18 protein-coding genes are annotated in these 14,917 nt (G+C 68.3%); 15 read left to right on the top strand and 3 right to left on the bottom strand.

Translation table 11 applies throughout. The features are described from left to right. Window positions 1-65: 65 nt before the first annotated feature. Window positions 66-299, bottom strand: coding sequence for a hypothetical protein (locus ACFJI0_RS23745; RefSeq protein WP_382152402.1), 234 nt, complete (start codon window positions 297-299; stop codon window positions 66-68). Between the two features lie 250 nt (window positions 300-549). Here ACFJI0_RS23745 and ACFJI0_RS23740 point away from each other — a divergent pair, with 250 nt between their 5' ends. Continuing rightward, window positions 550-1,668, top strand: a complete 1,119-nt coding sequence (locus ACFJI0_RS23740) for a DUF2325 domain-containing protein (RefSeq protein ID WP_382322590.1) — start codon at window positions 550-552, stop codon at window positions 1,666-1,668. A 28-nt stretch (window positions 1,669-1,696) separates the two neighbouring features. Here ACFJI0_RS23740 and ACFJI0_RS23735 read toward each other — a convergent pair whose 3' ends face one another. Continuing rightward, entirely contained in the window at window positions 1,697-2,146 is a 450-nt protein-coding gene (locus tag ACFJI0_RS23735) for a MarR family winged helix-turn-helix transcriptional regulator (RefSeq protein ID WP_382152407.1), read from the bottom strand. Between the two features lie 115 nt (window positions 2,147-2,261). Here ACFJI0_RS23735 and ACFJI0_RS23730 point away from each other — a divergent pair, with 115 nt between their 5' ends. The 7 genes from ACFJI0_RS23730 to ACFJI0_RS23700 all read left to right on the top strand — a co-directional run bounded on the left by ACFJI0_RS23730 (window position 2,262) and on the right by ACFJI0_RS23700 (window position 8,141). Then, on the top strand, window positions 2,262-3,761 hold the full coding sequence (locus tag ACFJI0_RS23730) for a carotenoid oxygenase family protein (protein ID WP_382322589.1): 1,500 nt from the start codon (window positions 2,262-2,264) through the stop codon (window positions 3,759-3,761). A gap of 5 nt (window positions 3,762-3,766) precedes the next feature. Then, window positions 3,767-4,087 (top strand): alpha/beta fold hydrolase, encoded by a 321-nt coding sequence (locus ACFJI0_RS23725; RefSeq protein WP_382322588.1) that lies wholly within the window; start codon window positions 3,767-3,769, stop codon window positions 4,085-4,087. After that, entirely contained in the window at window positions 4,084-4,476 is a 393-nt protein-coding gene (locus ACFJI0_RS23720; RefSeq protein WP_382322587.1) for an alpha/beta fold hydrolase, read from the top strand. The genes ACFJI0_RS23725 and ACFJI0_RS23720 overlap by 4 nt, the downstream gene beginning before the upstream one ends. Before the next feature lie 15 nt (window positions 4,477-4,491). Next, complete coding sequence (locus tag ACFJI0_RS23715) at window positions 4,492-5,286, top strand: alpha/beta fold hydrolase (RefSeq protein ID WP_382322586.1); 795 nt, start codon at window positions 4,492-4,494, stop codon at window positions 5,284-5,286. A 43-nt stretch (window positions 5,287-5,329) separates the two neighbouring features. Next, entirely contained in the window at window positions 5,330-6,307 is a 978-nt protein-coding gene (locus ACFJI0_RS23710; RefSeq protein WP_382322585.1) for a Bug family tripartite tricarboxylate transporter substrate binding protein, read from the top strand. 59 nt (window positions 6,308-6,366) lie between these two features. Beyond that, the gene (locus ACFJI0_RS23705) at window positions 6,367-7,434 is read left to right on the top strand and encodes a porin (protein ID WP_382322584.1); all 1,068 of its coding nucleotides are present in this window, start codon (window positions 6,367-6,369) and stop codon (window positions 7,432-7,434) included. A 173-nt stretch (window positions 7,435-7,607) separates the two neighbouring features. Beyond that, entirely contained in the window at window positions 7,608-8,141 is a 534-nt protein-coding gene (locus ACFJI0_RS23700) for a hypothetical protein (RefSeq protein WP_382322583.1), read from the top strand. A 140-nt stretch (window positions 8,142-8,281) separates the two neighbouring features. On the opposite strand, the gene ACFJI0_RS23695 is transcribed toward ACFJI0_RS23700, so the two are convergent. After that, a complete protein-coding gene (locus ACFJI0_RS23695) occupies window positions 8,282-9,217 on the bottom strand; it encodes a LysR substrate-binding domain-containing protein (RefSeq protein WP_382322582.1) in 936 nt (311 codons plus the stop codon). A gap of 105 nt (window positions 9,218-9,322) precedes the next feature. On the opposite strand from ACFJI0_RS23695, the gene ACFJI0_RS23690 reads away from it, so the two are divergent. Genes ACFJI0_RS23690 through ACFJI0_RS23660 form a run of 7 tightly spaced genes read left to right on the top strand, consistent with a single transcriptional unit; the run spans window position 9,323 to window position 14,899 of the window. After that, the gene (locus tag ACFJI0_RS23690) at window positions 9,323-10,792 is read left to right on the top strand and encodes a form I ribulose bisphosphate carboxylase large subunit (protein WP_382322581.1); all 1,470 of its coding nucleotides are present in this window, start codon (window positions 9,323-9,325) and stop codon (window positions 10,790-10,792) included. Window positions 10,793-10,819: 27 nt separating this feature from the next. Then, window positions 10,820-11,269 carry a ribulose bisphosphate carboxylase small subunit gene (locus ACFJI0_RS23685; protein WP_382322580.1) on the top strand — a complete coding sequence of 150 codons (450 nt, stop codon included), beginning with the start codon at window positions 10,820-10,822 and terminating at the stop codon, window positions 11,267-11,269. A gap of 20 nt (window positions 11,270-11,289) precedes the next feature. Beyond that, entirely contained in the window at window positions 11,290-11,448 is a 159-nt protein-coding gene (locus ACFJI0_RS23680) for a hypothetical protein (RefSeq protein WP_382322579.1), read from the top strand. Beyond that, window positions 11,399-12,262 (top strand): CbbX protein, encoded by an 864-nt coding sequence (gene cbbX, locus ACFJI0_RS23675; RefSeq protein WP_382322578.1) that lies wholly within the window; start codon window positions 11,399-11,401, stop codon window positions 12,260-12,262. The genes ACFJI0_RS23680 and cbbX overlap by 50 nt, the downstream gene beginning before the upstream one ends. After that, a complete protein-coding gene (locus ACFJI0_RS23670) occupies window positions 12,255-13,025 on the top strand; it encodes an HAD-IA family hydrolase (protein WP_382322577.1) in 771 nt (256 codons plus the stop codon). The genes cbbX and ACFJI0_RS23670 overlap by 8 nt, the downstream gene beginning before the upstream one ends. A gap of 33 nt (window positions 13,026-13,058) precedes the next feature. Then, window positions 13,059-13,820 carry a ribulose-phosphate 3-epimerase gene (gene rpe / locus ACFJI0_RS23665; RefSeq protein WP_382322576.1) on the top strand — a complete coding sequence of 254 codons (762 nt, stop codon included), beginning with the start codon at window positions 13,059-13,061 and terminating at the stop codon, window positions 13,818-13,820. Next, window positions 13,811-14,899, top strand: coding sequence for a class 1 fructose-bisphosphatase (locus ACFJI0_RS23660; RefSeq protein WP_382322575.1), 1,089 nt, complete (start codon window positions 13,811-13,813; stop codon window positions 14,897-14,899). The genes rpe and ACFJI0_RS23660 overlap by 10 nt, the downstream gene beginning before the upstream one ends. The last annotated feature ends 18 nt before the right edge of the window (window positions 14,900-14,917 follow it).

The following is a 14,917-nucleotide window of genomic DNA, read 5'->3' as shown; positions in this document are numbered from 1 at the left end:
GCGGATGTAGGAGATGTCCCACATGACAAAAACCCCTCCAAGAGAGGGGCGGGCGGCCCGAGGGCTCAGGCGGCCAGCATCCAGCGCGGGGGGCTGGGTTGTTGAGGCGCGTGCTCTTCGGCCGTGCCGAGCTGCACCACGCGCAAGCCTTCGGGCAGCCGGGAGGACGAACGCGGGTAGAGGTACGGACACTCGTCGAGCCACAGGTCGGGCTGGTTCTGCAGGTTCTTCACGCAGCTGTTGAAGATCAGCCCTTCGGCAAAGCCGGGTTGTTCACCAAAAATCTTGTAGATAAACACGAAAGCACTCCCAGAAGCAATTGGACAAGGGATGGGTCGCATGCACTTGAAACTTCTTTCGCACATGCTGCCACCGTTGCGCGGCAAGAATATGACGCAGGACGCGATCGCCGTGTAGGAGTTGTGGCAATTTTCACGAGGGAGAACGGGAAACGGCGAACGGCAGGGGGGCCGGTTCGACCCCGCGGCACCAGGGGGCTCGGTTACAGTATCGCTATATTCGGTTGTATATATCGAAAGCGCCCACCGCATGCCATCCCCCACTGCCCATCCCGGTCACCGTCTGCACTGGGTCTGTCTCGCCCCCCATCTGCAGGGCATGGTGCTGCGCACCTGCCTGCCCGCGCACGGTCTGCGGCAGCTCATGGCGCCCTTCACCGACGTGCTGAACCCGTCGGACTTCGCGCTGCGGTGCGAGGCCGCGCGGCTCGCCTCGCAGCACGCCGGCGTGGCCCGCGCCTTGCAGGGCCTGCTGGACCAGCGGCATCGGGAGGCCATCGAGCAGTGCTCCCGGGCCCGCACCGAGGCCGATCTGCTGAGCCTGTGGGAAGCGGCCACCCGCGCGGGGGAGGTGCGCGGCGCCTGCTGGGCCTTGCTCACCGACCGCCGCAGCACGCCCCGGCTGAGCGGACTGATCTCGCGCGACATCGAGGCGCTCACCAGCGCCGCGAGCGCGCAGCGCGAACGCGACGCGGCCGAGATCGGCGCCCTGCGCACGCAGGTGGCGGCCATCGACGAATCGTGGCGGCTGAGCGCCACCTTGCTCGAAGCGGCCAGGGACGCGCGGGAGCGGGCCGAGTCGCTGTCGTCGGCGCTGATGTTCCAGGGCGGTCGCCGGGAGCAGGCCGAAGTCGCCGCGCTCGCTGCCGAGGCCAACGCCTTGCGCCTGGAGCAGGAAACGATCCAGCTCCAGGTCCAGCTCGGCGAACTCGGGCGCGAGCTGACGGTGGTGGAAGAACAGCTGCGCGGCTGGATGAACGGCGAAGGCGCCGAACCCACGTCGCTCGGGCCGCTCATCCGTGGCCGCAAGCTGCTCTACGTGGGCGGACGCCCCAGCGCCAATCCGTCCATCCGCGCGCTGGTGGAGCGGCACGGCGGCGAGTACCGGCGGCATGAAGGCAGCGTCATCGACCCGCGCAACGAACTGCTGCTGGCCGCGCTGACCTGGGCCGACCTCGTTGTCGCGCCGCTGGACTGCGTGGACCGCGAATCCGCCGTGGCGCTGCAGCGCGCCTGCCAGCACAACGGCCTGGACTATGTGCCGTTGCGCACCGCCAGCGTCGCCAGTTTTGCCGCCGGCCTGTGCACCACCATGGCCCTGCCTCGCGTGTCGGCGCCGGTCAACAGGCTCTGCCTGCGGCACGGCTGAGCCGGCGTCACGCCACGCGGCCGCCGCCTCAGGGGATCGGGCGGTCGTCCCCGACGTTCATGCTGATGCGCTCCAGCACGTGGATGCAGGCGTCCACCTCCTCGGGCGGAATGCCCTGCAGCATGGTCTCCAGGAAGCGCTTGCGCTTCTCCAGAATGCCCTGCACCAGCTTGTCGCCCAGCGGGGACAGCGAGACGCGCGTCAGCCGGTTGTCGGCCGGATCGTCTTCGCGAACGATCAGCTTCTCCGCCTCCAGTGCCTTGAGCTGGCGGGTGATCGACCCGGGGTCGACGCGGATCTCCGAGATCAGTGCCTTCTGCGTGCAGCCCCGCTGCCGGTGGATCAGAAAGAGCAGCCGCCAGCGCGCGGCCGTGACGCCCGTGCTCTCCTCGAAGGCGTTGGTGGCGGCGTGGTAGGCCTTGCCCAGCCACAGGAAGATGGTGCTCTGGACAGGCGGTGACTTGGCTTTTTTGGTCATGTCGTCGGTGCGTGCTAGGTACTTTCCATTATCGATCGAAAATTGCTTGCCACAAGCAATTGATTGCCGGATACTCTCTTCATTGATTGGCACAGGCAACCATTGGAGTGGGCAAATGATTGAGGTGGTGGACAGGATCGCCCTGACGATCCGGGCGGACAACGACAACCCTTTTCTTCAGGGCCCGTTCACGCCCAACGCGAACGAGTACACGGCCGACACCGACAGCCTGCAGGTGATCGGCGAGATCCCGAAGGACCTGCACGGCATCTACGTGCGCAACACGCACAACCAGGTGCACGAACCGCTGGGCATTTACCACCCGTTCGATGGCGACGGCATGCTGCACGCGGTGCATTTCGAGAACGGCCGCGCCACCTACCGCAACCGCCTGGTGCGCACCACCGGCTACCTGGCGGAGAAGGGCGCGGGCCATTCCCTGTGGCCGGGCCTGCTGCAGCCGCACCTGGCCTCGCGGCGCGGCTGGGGCGCCATCGGCGCCATGAAGGACAACGCGGGCACCGACGTGATCTGCCACGCGGGCAAGCTGATCGCCAGCATGTCGCAAGGCAGCGAACCCTGGCGCCTGGACCCGCGCACGCTGGAGACGCTCGGGCCCGACGCCAACTGGGCGCGCAAGGTGCCCGAGGGCGTGAGCTCGCACTACAAGGTCGACCCGGAAACCGGGGAGATGATGTTCTTCAACTACCCCGAGAAATGGCCGTACATGCACTACGGCGTGGTCGATCGCCACAACCAGCTGGTGCACTACGTGCCGATCGAGCTGCCGGGCGCGCGCTGGCCGCACGACCTGGGCATCACGAAGCACTACACCATCCTGCACGACCTGCCGCTGTACTTCGACCCGGTCAAGCTCAAGACCGGCGAGCACGATCTGGTGTTCAACCGCGACCAGGCGGCGCGCTTCGGCGTCATCCCGCGCCATGGGGACAGCAGCCAGGTGCGCTGGTTCGAGGCCAAGCCCTGCTTCATCCTCCACCTCTCGAACTGCTACGAAGACGGCGACGAGGTGGTGATGGACGGCTGCATCATGCCGGACTTCAAGAAGATCCCGGTGAGCGCCGACATGAACGTGTACGACCGCATCCTGGCGAACCTCGACAAGCACCACAACAAGACCTTGATGCACCGCTGGCGCTTCAACCTGAAGACCGGCCAGACCACCGAGCAGTACCTCGACGACGAGGTCACCGAGTTCCCGGTCTGCAGCAACGATTACGTGGGCCGCCCTTACCGCTACAGCTACAACGTGCTGTACAAGCCCGGCGACTGGCTGTTCGCCGGCCTCAAGCGCTTCGACCTGCTCACCGGCGCGGCGCAGCGCTACGAATACGGCGAGGGCCGCTACGGCAGCGAGCCGCAGGTGGCGCGCCGCCTGGGCGCGAAGGCCGAGGACGACGGCTACGTCGTCGTGATGGTGGCCGACATGCGCCAGAACCGCTCCGAGGTGCTGGTGCTCGACGCGGCCGACGTCGCGCGCGGCCCGCTGGCCACGATCGTGCTGCCCGAGCGCATGTGCGTCGGCACCCACGCCTGCTGGGTCGAGGGCGACCGCATCGACGGCGAACACCGCGACCCGGCCGCGCTGGCGTGAGCACCATGCCCTCGCATCCCCTCGTGCTCCTGCACGGCCTGAACACCACCGCCGCGGTCTTCGATGGCGTGCGAAGCGCCCTGCCTTCCACCCTCGCGGTCCACACGCCCGAACTGCCGGCCCTGGCCGACGTCGACGCGATCGCCTCCGCGCTCTTCAAGACGCTGCCCGCGCGTTTTCACCTCGTCGGCTTCTCCTTCGGGGGTTACGTCGCGCTGGCCGATGCGGGCGCTGGCCCCCGAGCGCCTGAGCGGCCTGGGCCTGGTCTGCAGTGGGCCCCAGGCCGACACGGCGGCACAGGCCGCCGCGCGCCGCCAGGCCATTGACACGGCGGCGAACGGTTGCGCACGCCCAGCTGGTCGCGGCGCAGACCGCGGCCGCCTTCCACCCCGACAGCCTGGGCGATGCGCTGCTGATGCAGCGGCGCACGGCCATGGTGGCCGCCTACGGCGCCGAGCGCTTCATGGCGCACCAGGAAGCCAGCCTCGCGCGGCCCGAGCGCGGCGCCTTGCTCGACGGCCGCGTGCCCACGCTGATCGTCGCCGGCTCGCACGACAAGCTGTTCGCGCCCGAGCACCAGCGCGCGCTCGCGCAGGGCATTCCGGGGGCCGAATTCCACACCGTGCCCGGCGCCGGCCACCTGCTTCCCCTGGAGCAGCCCGAGGCGCTGGCGGCCCATCTGGCGCGCTGGGTCGCCGCCACGTCCTCTCTTTGAACCAAGGATCCCGACATGCGAACCTATGAGCTGCCCGACTACCTGGTGTCGGGCGAAGGGCCGACCACGGTCTACCTGCTGCACGGTGCCTACGGCGCCAAGGAATACTGGCGCTGCACCACGCAGGCGCTCAACCAGGCCGGCTACCGCGTCGTGGCCTGGGACGCGCCCGGCTACGGCACCAGCCCGGTGCCCGACACCCTCAGCATGACCGACATGGCGCGCGTGGCCGGCCGCCTGATCGGCGCGACCAGCACGGGGCGCAACGTGGTGCTCGGCCACAGCATGGGCGGCATGGTGGCGCAGAAAACGGCGGACCTCTTTCCCGACCGTGTGCAGGCGCTGGTGCTCTCGGCCACCGCGCACACCTTCAACCACTCGGGCCCTGAATGGCAGGCCAACTTCCTGGCCACGCGCGTGGCGCCCCTGACACAGGGCCGCGCCATCGCGGACTACGCGCCCGAAATGCTGCGCTCGATGATGGGACCGGGCGCGCAGGGCCCCGCCATCGACCACGTGCTGCACAACGTCCGCCTCATGAACGCTGCCGGTTTCCAGAAAGCCATCCAGGCCACGGCCGCCTACCTCGAAGAAGACGTGTTGTCGCGCATCGCCGCGCCCACGCTGTGCATCGCCGGTGAACTCGACGAGACCTGCCCCGCTGCGGTGATGCGCCGCATGGCCGGCCTGCTCAAGCGGGGCGAGTACCACGAGATGAAAGGCGTGGCCCACTTCGGCTGGGCCGAGCGGCCCGACGAGTACCACCAGGTGCTGCTGTCCTTCCTCGGCCGCACGGCCCCCGCGCACTGACCGACGCCCATCATCGCCCCCCACAAGAACGGAGACCGTTTCCATGAGCCCCCTTCACAAGACCCTGGGCCGCCTGGCGGCCATGGCCGCGCTCGCGGTGCTGCCCCACCTGGCGATGGCCGACACCTGGCCGAGCAAGCCCATCACCCTCATCGTGCCGTACCCGCCCGGGGGCTTCGCCGACAACGTCACCCGCTCCCTGGCCGCCGAAGTCAGCAAGACCCTGGGCCAGACGGTGGTGGTGGACAACCGCACCGGGGCCAGCGGCCGCATCGGCACCGACGCCATCGTGCGCGCGCCGAAAGACGGCTACACCATCGGCCTGGGCGTGCCCGCCACCCTGTCCCTGCTGCCCGTCACCGACCCGCGCTACGCCGACCTGAACCGGCAGATCACGCCCATCACCATCGCCGTGCGCACCGAGGTCGGGCTGGCCATCAACCCGCACCGCATCCCCGCGCGCAACTTCAAGGACTTCGTGGCCTACGCGCGCTCGCTCAAGGGTGAGATGGCCTACGGCTCGGCGGGCAACGCCACCAGCTCCCACCTCTGGTCGGAGACCATCCTGGAGGCGGCCGGCATCAAGGCGGTCCATGTGCCTTACAAGGGCGAAGCGCCGGCCGTGACCGACCTGCTCGGCGGGCAGGTCCAGTTCGTGCTCATCAGCGGCAGCGTCAAACCCTACGTGGACAGCGGCAAGCTGCTCGTCATCGCCACCTCGGGCGAAGAGCGCTGGCGCCTGTTCCCCGACGTGCCCACGCTCAAGGAACTGGGTGTGGACGGCGTGGCCGCCTCCGGCTGGCTCGCCTACTTCGGCCCGGCCGGTCTGCCTGCCGGTGTCACGGAAAAACTGAACAGCGCCTTCGCCGCGGCCCTGAAACAACCCTCGGTGCAGAAGCTGCTCGAGGGGCAGGGCTACAGCGCGATCGGCAGCACGCCGCAGGAACTCAGCGCCGTCACGGCGCGCGAGATCGTGCAGTTCGACAGGATCATCAAGTCGGGCCGCGTGAAGCTCGACTGATGCCAGGGCGCAGCCGCGCCCGTTTCACTTCCCCTTCCTTTTCCCCCGGAGACAAACCAATGACATGCAACCAGCTGCTGGCTGGCGCGGTGCTGTGCGCGCTCGGCGCCGGCGCGAGCGCCCAATCCAACGTCACGCTCACCGGCGTGGTGGACGCCGCGGTGCGCCACAGCACCAACTCACAAGGCTCGCTGACCTCCCTGGCCAGTGGCAGCAACTCCACCTCGCGCTTCATCCTGCGCGGCGTGGAAGACCTGGGCAGCGGCCTGAAAGCCAGTTTCTGGCTGGAAGGCGCCTTCAACGCCGACACCGGCACCTCCGCCGTGAGCAACCAGTTCTTCGACCGCCGCTCCACCGTCGGCCTGGCTGGCCCCTGGGGTGAAGTGCGGCTCGGCCGCGACTGGAACCCGGCCTTCCTGTCCTGGGCCGGCACCGACCCCTTCGTGGTGGTCGGCGTGGGTGGCGCGATCAACATGTGGGCCTCGGCCCCCTCCGTCGCGCTGCGCCGGGCCTTCGGCGCGGGCGCCACCACCTTGTCGCGTTCCAACAATGCCCTGCAATACCTCCTGCCCACCAACCTGGGCGGGGTGTACGGGCAGCTCATGGTCGCGCCGGGCGAGGAGGGCAACGCGCAGGGCAGCTACGACTACCACGGGGCGCGCCTGGGCTACGCGGCGGGCCCGTTCGACGTCGGCGGTTTCTACGGCAACACCCGCATCGACGCGACCAACGCGCAGTTCAAACAATCGGGCGCGCGCGCCTCGTACCACTTCGGCGGGGCCATCCTCTCGGGCAGCTTCACGCAATCGGCCTACCTGGGCTCCAAGCACAAGGCGCTCTTGGTCGGCCTCAGCGTGCCGGTGGGCGTGGGGGTGATCAAGGCCTCCTACGTCAAGGTGGACCAGAGCGGCCGGGACGCGGCGGGCGCCAGCATCGCCGCCGACGACGCCCAGCGCTTCGCGGTGGGTTATGTGCACAACCTCTCCAAACGCACGGCCGTGTACGTGAACGCCGGCCACGTCTCCAACAAAGGGCGGGCCACCTTCGCCATCTCGGGCGGCCCGGCCGGCAATGCGCCCGGCACCAGCTCCAGTGGCTACGAAGTGGGCCTGCGCCACCACTTCTGAGATCGACGGTCGAAGCCCAGGGGAGACGACGGGGCATGGCGGTCCGCGGGATGAAATGTCCTGAATGAACCAATTCACGCCGCGCCGCACTTTTGCCGTGGTTCCCTCGGCCGTGCGCCTGCACGGTCGAGGGAATCGACGTTTCCCGTTTGCTTACCGACTTTTTTTTCAGAATGAACCCGATCTCCCATCCGACTCCGAGCTTCAACCTGGAGGCTGCCCGCGACTACTACAACTACAGCCCCGACACCGTCCAGTTCCTGGAAGAGGACCGTTCCGAGACCCCCTTGAGCTTCGACCACGCTCGCCAGTACTTCGCCCAGGACGCGATGCAGCGCGGGATGATGCTGGAGAAAGCGCGGAACGTGCAGGCGAAATGGGGCAACCATGAGCCTGGCCTGGAATGGTTCGCCTATCTGAACAAGCATCCCCAGCTTCGGCAGACGATGTCCATCGAAGAGGCCGTGCAAGCCTCGAAGTTGCTGTGCAAGACGATCGAGGCACTCCGCGATCCCCGTCAGTGCGCGACGAACGCCCAAGCCCTTCACCAGGTGCTGTTGTGGGGGACGGCCGAGCAGTTCCATCTCCATGGCTTCGCGCTGGAGTGGTTGAAAGACAGCCTGAAGCCCCGGGAACTCCAGGCGCTGCTGCTGCGCAGAAAACTGCGAAGGTGTGCCAGTCCGTGCCGCGGCTTTGCGGCGTGGTGATGCGGAGGCGGTCGACCGGTACGACCGGCTGCTGGACACCTTCGAAACCCACCTGGGCGAAGAAGGCATCCGGTGGGTGATCGAGGTGGGCTCCCACGACCGGCGGGTGTCCTGATCGGCCTGGGCCGCTTCAAACCCCATCAGCGCGCGGGCGGCGGTGGGGCGGGAAAACTCTCCGCCAGATACGCCTCCCCGCGCTCCAGCACGAAGTAGCGGAACGCCTCCGCCGCCGGTGACAGCAGCTTGGACTGCGTGTGCACCACGTTCCAGGCGCGCACCACCGGCGCGCCCTCCACGTCCAGCACGGTCATGAGCTGGTTGCTCAGCTCCAGGCCGATGGTGTGCAGCGACAGAAAGCTCAGGCCCATGCCGGCCATCACGGCCTGCTTGATGGTCTCGTTGCTGGCCATCTCCATGATCACGCGCAGCTCCACGTGCTCGTCGGCCAGGAATTTCTCCAGCGCCGCGCGCGTGCCCGAGCCCTGCTCGCGCACGATGAAGTCGTATTCCCGCAGCAGCGCCGCCGGCACATGGCCCGCGTGCGCGAGCGGGTGGTCCACCGGCGCCACGAACACGTGCGGGTGCGCCGCGAAGGGCTCGGCGCGCGTGGCCAGTTCCTTGGGCGGGCGGCCCATGATGGCGATGTCCACCTCGTTGGCATGCAGCATCTTCACCAGCTGCTCGCGGTTGCTCACCGCCAGGCGGATGTCGATGCGGCCATGCTCGCGCCGGAACTCGGCCAGCAGGTGCGGCAAAAAGTACTTGGCCGTGCTCACCATGCCGATCACCAGCGTGCCGGTCTCCAGCTTCTGCAGCCGCGCGGCCGCGTCCTCCGCGTCCTTCAGCGTCGCCAGCACCTTCCTCGCGTAGACCAGCATGTACTCGCCCACGGTGGTCAGCGCCACCTTGCGGCCGTTGCGCTCGAAGAGCGGCATGCCCACGTGCCCTTCCAGTTCCTTCACCTGCATCGTCACCGCCGGCGGCGTGAGGTGCAGCACCTGCGCCGCGCGCGCGAAGCTGAGGTGGCGCGCCACCTCGCTGAAGACCCGCAGCTGCCGAAAGGTGGCGTTCTTCATTCAGCAATTCCTTAATCGAACTTCTAAAAATCGTGAATTTACTTTATTCAATCCGAAATCTACAGTCCGCTCCACCCCAGACAAACCCCACTTTTGGAGCCACCGATGAGCAACGCCCCCACTGGTTCAACCGAGATCACCGACGCCAAGAAGCGCTACAGCGCGGGCGTGCTCAAGTACAAGCAGATGGGCTACTGGATGCCCGACTACGTGCCCAAGGACACGGACACGCTGTGCCTGTTCCGCATCACCCCGCAGGATGGCGTGGACCCCGAGGAGGCCGCGGCCGCCGTGGCCGGCGAGTCGAGCACGGCCACCTGGACAGTGGTGTGGACCGACCGCCTCACCGCCTGCGACAGCTACCGCGCCAAGGCCTACAAGGTGCAGCCCGTGCCCAACCGCCCGGGCGAGTACTTCGCCTGGGTGGCGTATGACTTGATCCTGTTCGAGGAAGGCTCCATCGCCAACATGACGGCGAGCCTGATCGGCAACGTCTTCAGCTTCAAGCCGCTGAAGGCCGCGCGGCTGGAAGACATCCGCATTCCCGTGGCCTACGTGAAGACCTTCAAGGGCCCGCCCACCGGCCTGGTGGTCGAGCGCGAGCGCCTGGACAAGTTCGGCCGCCCGCTGCTGGGCGCCACCACCAAGCCCAAGCTGGGCCTCTCGGGCCGCAACTACGGCCGCGTGGTCTACGAAGGCCTCAAGGGCGGGCTGGACTTCATGAAGGACGACGAGAACATCAACTCGCAACCCTTCATGCACTGGCGCGACCGTTTCCTGTTCGTGATGGACGCGGTCAACAAGGCCAGCGCCGAGACCGGTGAAGTCAAGGGCAGCTACCTGAACGTGACCGCCGCCACCATGGAAGACATGTACGAGCGCGCCGAGTTCGCGAAAGAGCTGGGCTCGGTGATCGTGATGGTGGACCTGGTGATCGGCTACACCGCGATCCAGAGCATCGCCAATTGGTGTCGCAAGAACGACATGATCATGCACATGCACCGTGCGGGCCACGGCACCTACACGCGGCAGAAGAACCACGGCGTGAGCTTCCGCGTGATCGCCAAGTGGCTGCGCCTGGCGGGCTGCGACCACCTGCACACCGGTACCGCCGTCGGCAAGCTCGAAGGCGACCCGCTCACCGTGCAGGGCTACTACAACGTCTGCCGCGACAGCTACACCAAGACCGATCTGCCGCGCGGCCTCTACTTCGACCAGGACTGGGCCGACCTCAAGAAGGTCATGCCCGTGGCCTCGGGCGGCATCCACGCCGGCCAGATGCACCAGCTGATCGAGCTCTTCGGCGACGACGTGGTGCTGCAGTTCGGCGGCGGCACCATCGGCCACCCCATGGGCATCCAGGCCGGCGCGGTGGCGAACCGCGTGGCGCTCGAAGCCATGGTGAAGGCGCGCAACGAAGGGCGCGACCTGCTGCAGGAAGGCCCTTCCATCCTCAAGCAGGCCGCGCAGCACTGCAGCCCGCTCAAGGCCGCGCTCGATACCTGGGGCGAGATCAGCTTCAACTACCAGAGCACGGACAGCAGCGACTACGTCGCGACGCCCGCGATGGCCTGAACCCATTCACTTCGAGGACCGCACACCATGATGACCAACGCCACCGGCCGCATCACGCAAGGCCAGTTCAGCTTCCTGCCCGACCTCACGGACCCGGAAATCACCGCGCAGATCGAATACGGCCTCAAGCGCGGCTACGCCTGGAGCGTGGAATACACCGACGACCCGCACCCGCGCAATACCTACTGGTCGATGTACGGCAACCCCATGTTCGACCTGCACGACGCCGCCGGCGTGCTGGAGGAGCTGCAGGCCTGCCGCAAGGCCTTCCCGCGCCACTACATCCGCCTGATGGCCTTCGATTCGACGCGCAACGTCGAGACCATCGCCATGAGCTTCATCGTCAACCGCCCGGCCAGCGAGCCCGGCTTCATGCTGGAGCGCCAGGAAGTCAACGGCCGCAGCCTGCGCTACACCACGCGCGGCTACGGTGCCGACCGCCCCGAGGGTGAACGCTACCGCGACACCGCCGCCTGATCACCGGGGAGCGCGCCGCCATGTCGTACCTCATCCCCGGCAGCACGCCGCCGCCGCTGTCCACCGATGCCGCCGTGACCACCGCGGCGGCATCGGTGGCGCACACCGCCCGCGCGCTCGGTCGGTGCCGTGCTGGCCGACACGCAGGTCGAGGCCGTGCTGCAGGAGCTGGACGATGAGCTCGTGGGCCTGGCGCCCATCAAGGCGCGCGTGCGCGACATCGCCGCGCTGCTCGTCATCGACAAGCTGCGCACCGGCCTGGGCCTGCCCTCGCAGCCGCCCAGCCTGCACATGTGTTTCTCGGGCAACCCCGGCACCGGCAAGACCACGGTGGCCCTGCGCATGGCGCAGATCCTTCACCGCCTGGGCTATGTGCGCAAAGGCCATCTGGTGGCCGTCACGCGCGACGACCTGGTGGGCCAGTACATCGGCCATACCGCGCCCAAGACGCGCGAGGTGCTCAAGAAGGCCATGGGCGGCGTGCTGTTCATCGACGAGGCGTATTACCTCTACCGCCCCGAGAACGAGCGCGACTACGGCCAGGAGGCGATCGAGATCCTGCTGCAGGTGATGGAGAACCACCGCGACGACCTGGTGGTGATCCTCGCCGGCTACGAGGACCGCATGAACACCTTCTTCCAGTCCAACCCCGGCATGCGCTCGCGCATCGCGCACCACCTGGCGTTCCCGGACTACTCGGCCGACGAACTGATGCGGATCTCGCGCCAGATGCTGGCCGAGCAGAACTACCGCTTCAGCCCCGAGGCCGCCGAGGCCTTCGAGCGCTACCTGGGCCTGCGCCTGCAGCAACCCCATTTCGCCAACGCGCGCAGCGTGCGCAACGCGCTGGACCGCGCGCGCCTGCGCCAGGCCAGCCGCCTGTTCGCGCAGCCGCAGCGCGAGCTCACGGCCGAAGAACTCACCACGCTGCAGGCGCCCGACATCCTGGCCAGCCGCCTGTTCAGCGACACCGAAGGGGCCGGCCATGCTTGAGGCCCTCATCTTCGACGTGGACGGCACCCTGGCCGACACCGAGGCCGCGCACCGCGCCGCCTTCAACGCCGCCTTCGCCGAGGTGCGCCTGGGCTGGCACTGGGACGACGCCACCTACATCCGCCTGCTGCAGGTCTCGGGTGGCAAGGAGCGCATCGCCCACCACTGGCGCATGGTCGAGCCCGACGTGGCCGGCGGCCAGGCCGCGCAAGCCACCATCGAGCGCGTGCACGCCATCAAGACGCGCCTCTACGAAAACCGCGTGAGCGGCGGCCAGCTCGCGCTGCGCCCCGGCGTGCTGCGGCTCATGCGCGAAGCCCTGGCCAGCGGCCTGCGCCTGGCCATCGCCACCACCACCACGCCGGCCAATATCGACGCCCTGCTGCGCACCCCGCTGGGCCCGGACTGGAAACGCCACTTCGCCGCCATCGGCGACGCGTCCACCGCGCCGCGCAAGAAGCCCGACCCGCAGGTGTACCAGCAGGTGCTCGCCACGCTGGGGCTGCCGGCCAGCGCCTGCCTCGCTTTCGAGGACTCGGCCAACGGCCTGCGCGCGGCCACCGACGCCGGCTTGCAGACCCTGGTCACGCCCACCGTGCACACGGCCGACCACCGCTTCGACGACGCCCTGCTCGTGCTGCCCCACCTGGGCGACGTGGACCAGCTGCTGCCCAGCGGCGTGGCCGGCATGGAGCAGCGCTGGGTCACGGTGGAGGCGCTGCGGCGCTGGCACGCCGGCACCACGCTGTTCGAGTCGGCCTGAGCTTCTTTTTTTCCAACACAGAGTCGCCCCACGATGTCCCGCCCGCCCAAGTTCACCCCGTCGCCCAGCGTGCGCCTGGCGCCCTCCATCCTCTCGGCGGACTTCGCGCGCCTGGGCGAGGAGGTGCGCGCCATCGAAGCCGCCGGCGCCGACTTCGTGCATTTCGACGTGATGGACAACCACTACGTGCCCAACCTCACCATCGGCCCGCAGGTCTGCGAAGCCATTCGCCCGCACGTGCAGATCCCCATCGACGTGCACCTCATGGTGGAGCCGGTGGATGCGCTGGTCCCGCTGTTCGCCAAGGCCGGCGCCAACTGCATCACCTTCCACCCCGAGGCCTCGCGCCACGTGGACCGCACGCTGCAGCTGATCCGCGCGCACGGCTGCAAGGCCGGCCTCGCGCTCAACCCCGCCACGCCGCTGGCCTGGATGGAGCACGTCATGGACAGACTGGACCTGGTGCTGCTCATGAGCGTGAACCCGGGCTTCGGCGGCCAGGCCTTCATTCCCCACACCCTGCACAAGCTGCGCGAGGCGCGCCGCCGCATCGACGCCCACACCGCCACCGGCGGCCAGCCGATCTGGCTGGAGGTGGACGGCGGCGTGAAGCTGGACAACATCGGCGAGATCGTCCAGGCCGGCGCCGACATCTGCGTGGCCGGCAGCGCCATCTTCGGCGCCGCCGACGCGGCGGGCGGCTACCACGGCGTCATGAGCGCGATGCGCCACGCCGCCACCACCCCGGACTTCCATTCCAGCAACGCCCCGCGGAGAACCACGCCATGCCACTGACCGGCCGCAAGACCCTCACCCAGTACCTCATCGAAGAACGCCGCCGCTTCCCCGAAGCCAGCGGCGATTTCAACGCCCTCATTCTCGACGTGGCGATGGCCTGCAAGGCCATCGCGCGCGCCGTCGCTTTCGGGGCTTTGGGCGACGTGCTGGGCAACCACGCCGCCGCCGCCGGCGGCTCGGTCAACGTGCAGGGCGAGACGCAGAAGAAGCTGGACGTGCTGAGCAACGATTACTTTCTGCGCATCACCGAGTGGGGCGGCCACCTCGCGGGCATGGCCTCCGAGGAAATGGACGCGCCGTACCAGATCCCGGGCACCTACCCGCGCGGCAAGTACCTGCTGGTGTTCGACCCGCTCGACGGCTCCAGCAACATCGACGTGAACGTCTCCGTGGGCAGCATCTTCTCGGTGCTGCGCGCGCCGGCCAGCGAGGACCGCGAAGTCACCGAGGCCGACTTCCTGCAGCCCGGCACGCAGCAGGTGGCCGCCGGCTACGCGCTTTACGGCCCCACCACCATGTTCGTGCTCACCGTGGGCAACGGCGTGACCGGCTTCACCCTCGACCCCAACCTGGGCGAGTTCATGCTCACCCACCCCGAGCTCACCGTGCCCGCCGACACGCAGGAGTTCGCCATCAACGCCTCCAACAGCCGCTTCTGGGAAGCGCCGGTCAAGCGCTACGTGGACGAGTGCCTGGCCGGCAAGACCGGCCCGCGCGCCAAGGACTTCAACATGCGCTGGATCGCCAGCATGGTGGCCGAGGCGCACCGCATCCTCATGCGCGGCGGTGTCTTTCTCTACCCGCGCGACAGCAAGGACCCCGCCAAGCCCGGCCGCCTGCGCCTGCTGTACGAGGCCAACCCCATCGGATTCATCATGGAGCAGGCCGGCGGCCGCGCCAGCACCGGGCGCGTGCCCATGCTGGGCGTGCAGCCCGACGGCCTGCACCAGCGCATCGGCCTGGTGTTCGGCTCGAAGCACGAGGTCGAGCGCATCGAGCGCTACCACGCCGAGCCGCCGGCGCGCAAAGACCTGGACAACCCCCTGTTCCACGAGCGCAGCCTGTTCCGCGTCTGACCTGCGCTGGCACCGATT

The organism is Hydrogenophaga sp. UC242_53, assembly GCF_042696965.1.
Lineage (GTDB): Bacteria > Pseudomonadota > Gammaproteobacteria > Burkholderiales > Burkholderiaceae_C > Hydrogenophaga.
This window is presented reverse-complemented; position numbering and strand designations above follow the sequence as displayed.

Bases quoted from the DNA above. Each gene is read 5' to 3' on its own strand.
- ACFJI0_RS23740 (WP_382322590.1), top strand. From the start codon at position 550: ATGCCATCCCCCACTGCCCATCCCGGTCACCGTCTGCACTGGGTCTGT.
- ACFJI0_RS23735 (WP_382152407.1), bottom strand. From the start codon at position 2,146: ATGACCAAAAAAGCCAAGTCACCGCCTGTCCAGAGCACCATCTTCCTG.
- ACFJI0_RS23730 (WP_382322589.1), top strand. From the start codon at position 2,262: ATGATTGAGGTGGTGGACAGGATCGCCCTGACGATCCGGGCGGACAAC.
- ACFJI0_RS23725 (WP_382322588.1), top strand. From the start codon at position 3,767: ATGCCCTCGCATCCCCTCGTGCTCCTGCACGGCCTGAACACCACCGCC.
- ACFJI0_RS23715 (WP_382322586.1), top strand. From the start codon at position 4,492: ATGCGAACCTATGAGCTGCCCGACTACCTGGTGTCGGGCGAAGGGCCG.
- ACFJI0_RS23710 (WP_382322585.1), top strand. From the start codon at position 5,330: ATGAGCCCCCTTCACAAGACCCTGGGCCGCCTGGCGGCCATGGCCGCG.
- ACFJI0_RS23705 (WP_382322584.1), top strand. From the start codon at position 6,367: ATGACATGCAACCAGCTGCTGGCTGGCGCGGTGCTGTGCGCGCTCGGC.
- ACFJI0_RS23700 (WP_382322583.1), top strand. From the start codon at position 7,608: ATGAACCCGATCTCCCATCCGACTCCGAGCTTCAACCTGGAGGCTGCC.
- ACFJI0_RS23695 (WP_382322582.1), bottom strand. From the start codon at position 9,217: ATGAAGAACGCCACCTTTCGGCAGCTGCGGGTCTTCAGCGAGGTGGCG.
- ACFJI0_RS23690 (WP_382322581.1), top strand. From the start codon at position 9,323: ATGAGCAACGCCCCCACTGGTTCAACCGAGATCACCGACGCCAAGAAG.
- ACFJI0_RS23685 (WP_382322580.1), top strand. From the start codon at position 10,820: ATGATGACCAACGCCACCGGCCGCATCACGCAAGGCCAGTTCAGCTTC.
- ACFJI0_RS23680 (WP_382322579.1), top strand. From the start codon at position 11,290: ATGTCGTACCTCATCCCCGGCAGCACGCCGCCGCCGCTGTCCACCGAT.
- ACFJI0_RS23670 (WP_382322577.1), top strand. From the start codon at position 12,255: ATGCTTGAGGCCCTCATCTTCGACGTGGACGGCACCCTGGCCGACACC.
- rpe (WP_382322576.1), top strand. From the start codon at position 13,059: ATGTCCCGCCCGCCCAAGTTCACCCCGTCGCCCAGCGTGCGCCTGGCG.
- ACFJI0_RS23660 (WP_382322575.1), top strand. From the start codon at position 13,811: ATGCCACTGACCGGCCGCAAGACCCTCACCCAGTACCTCATCGAAGAA.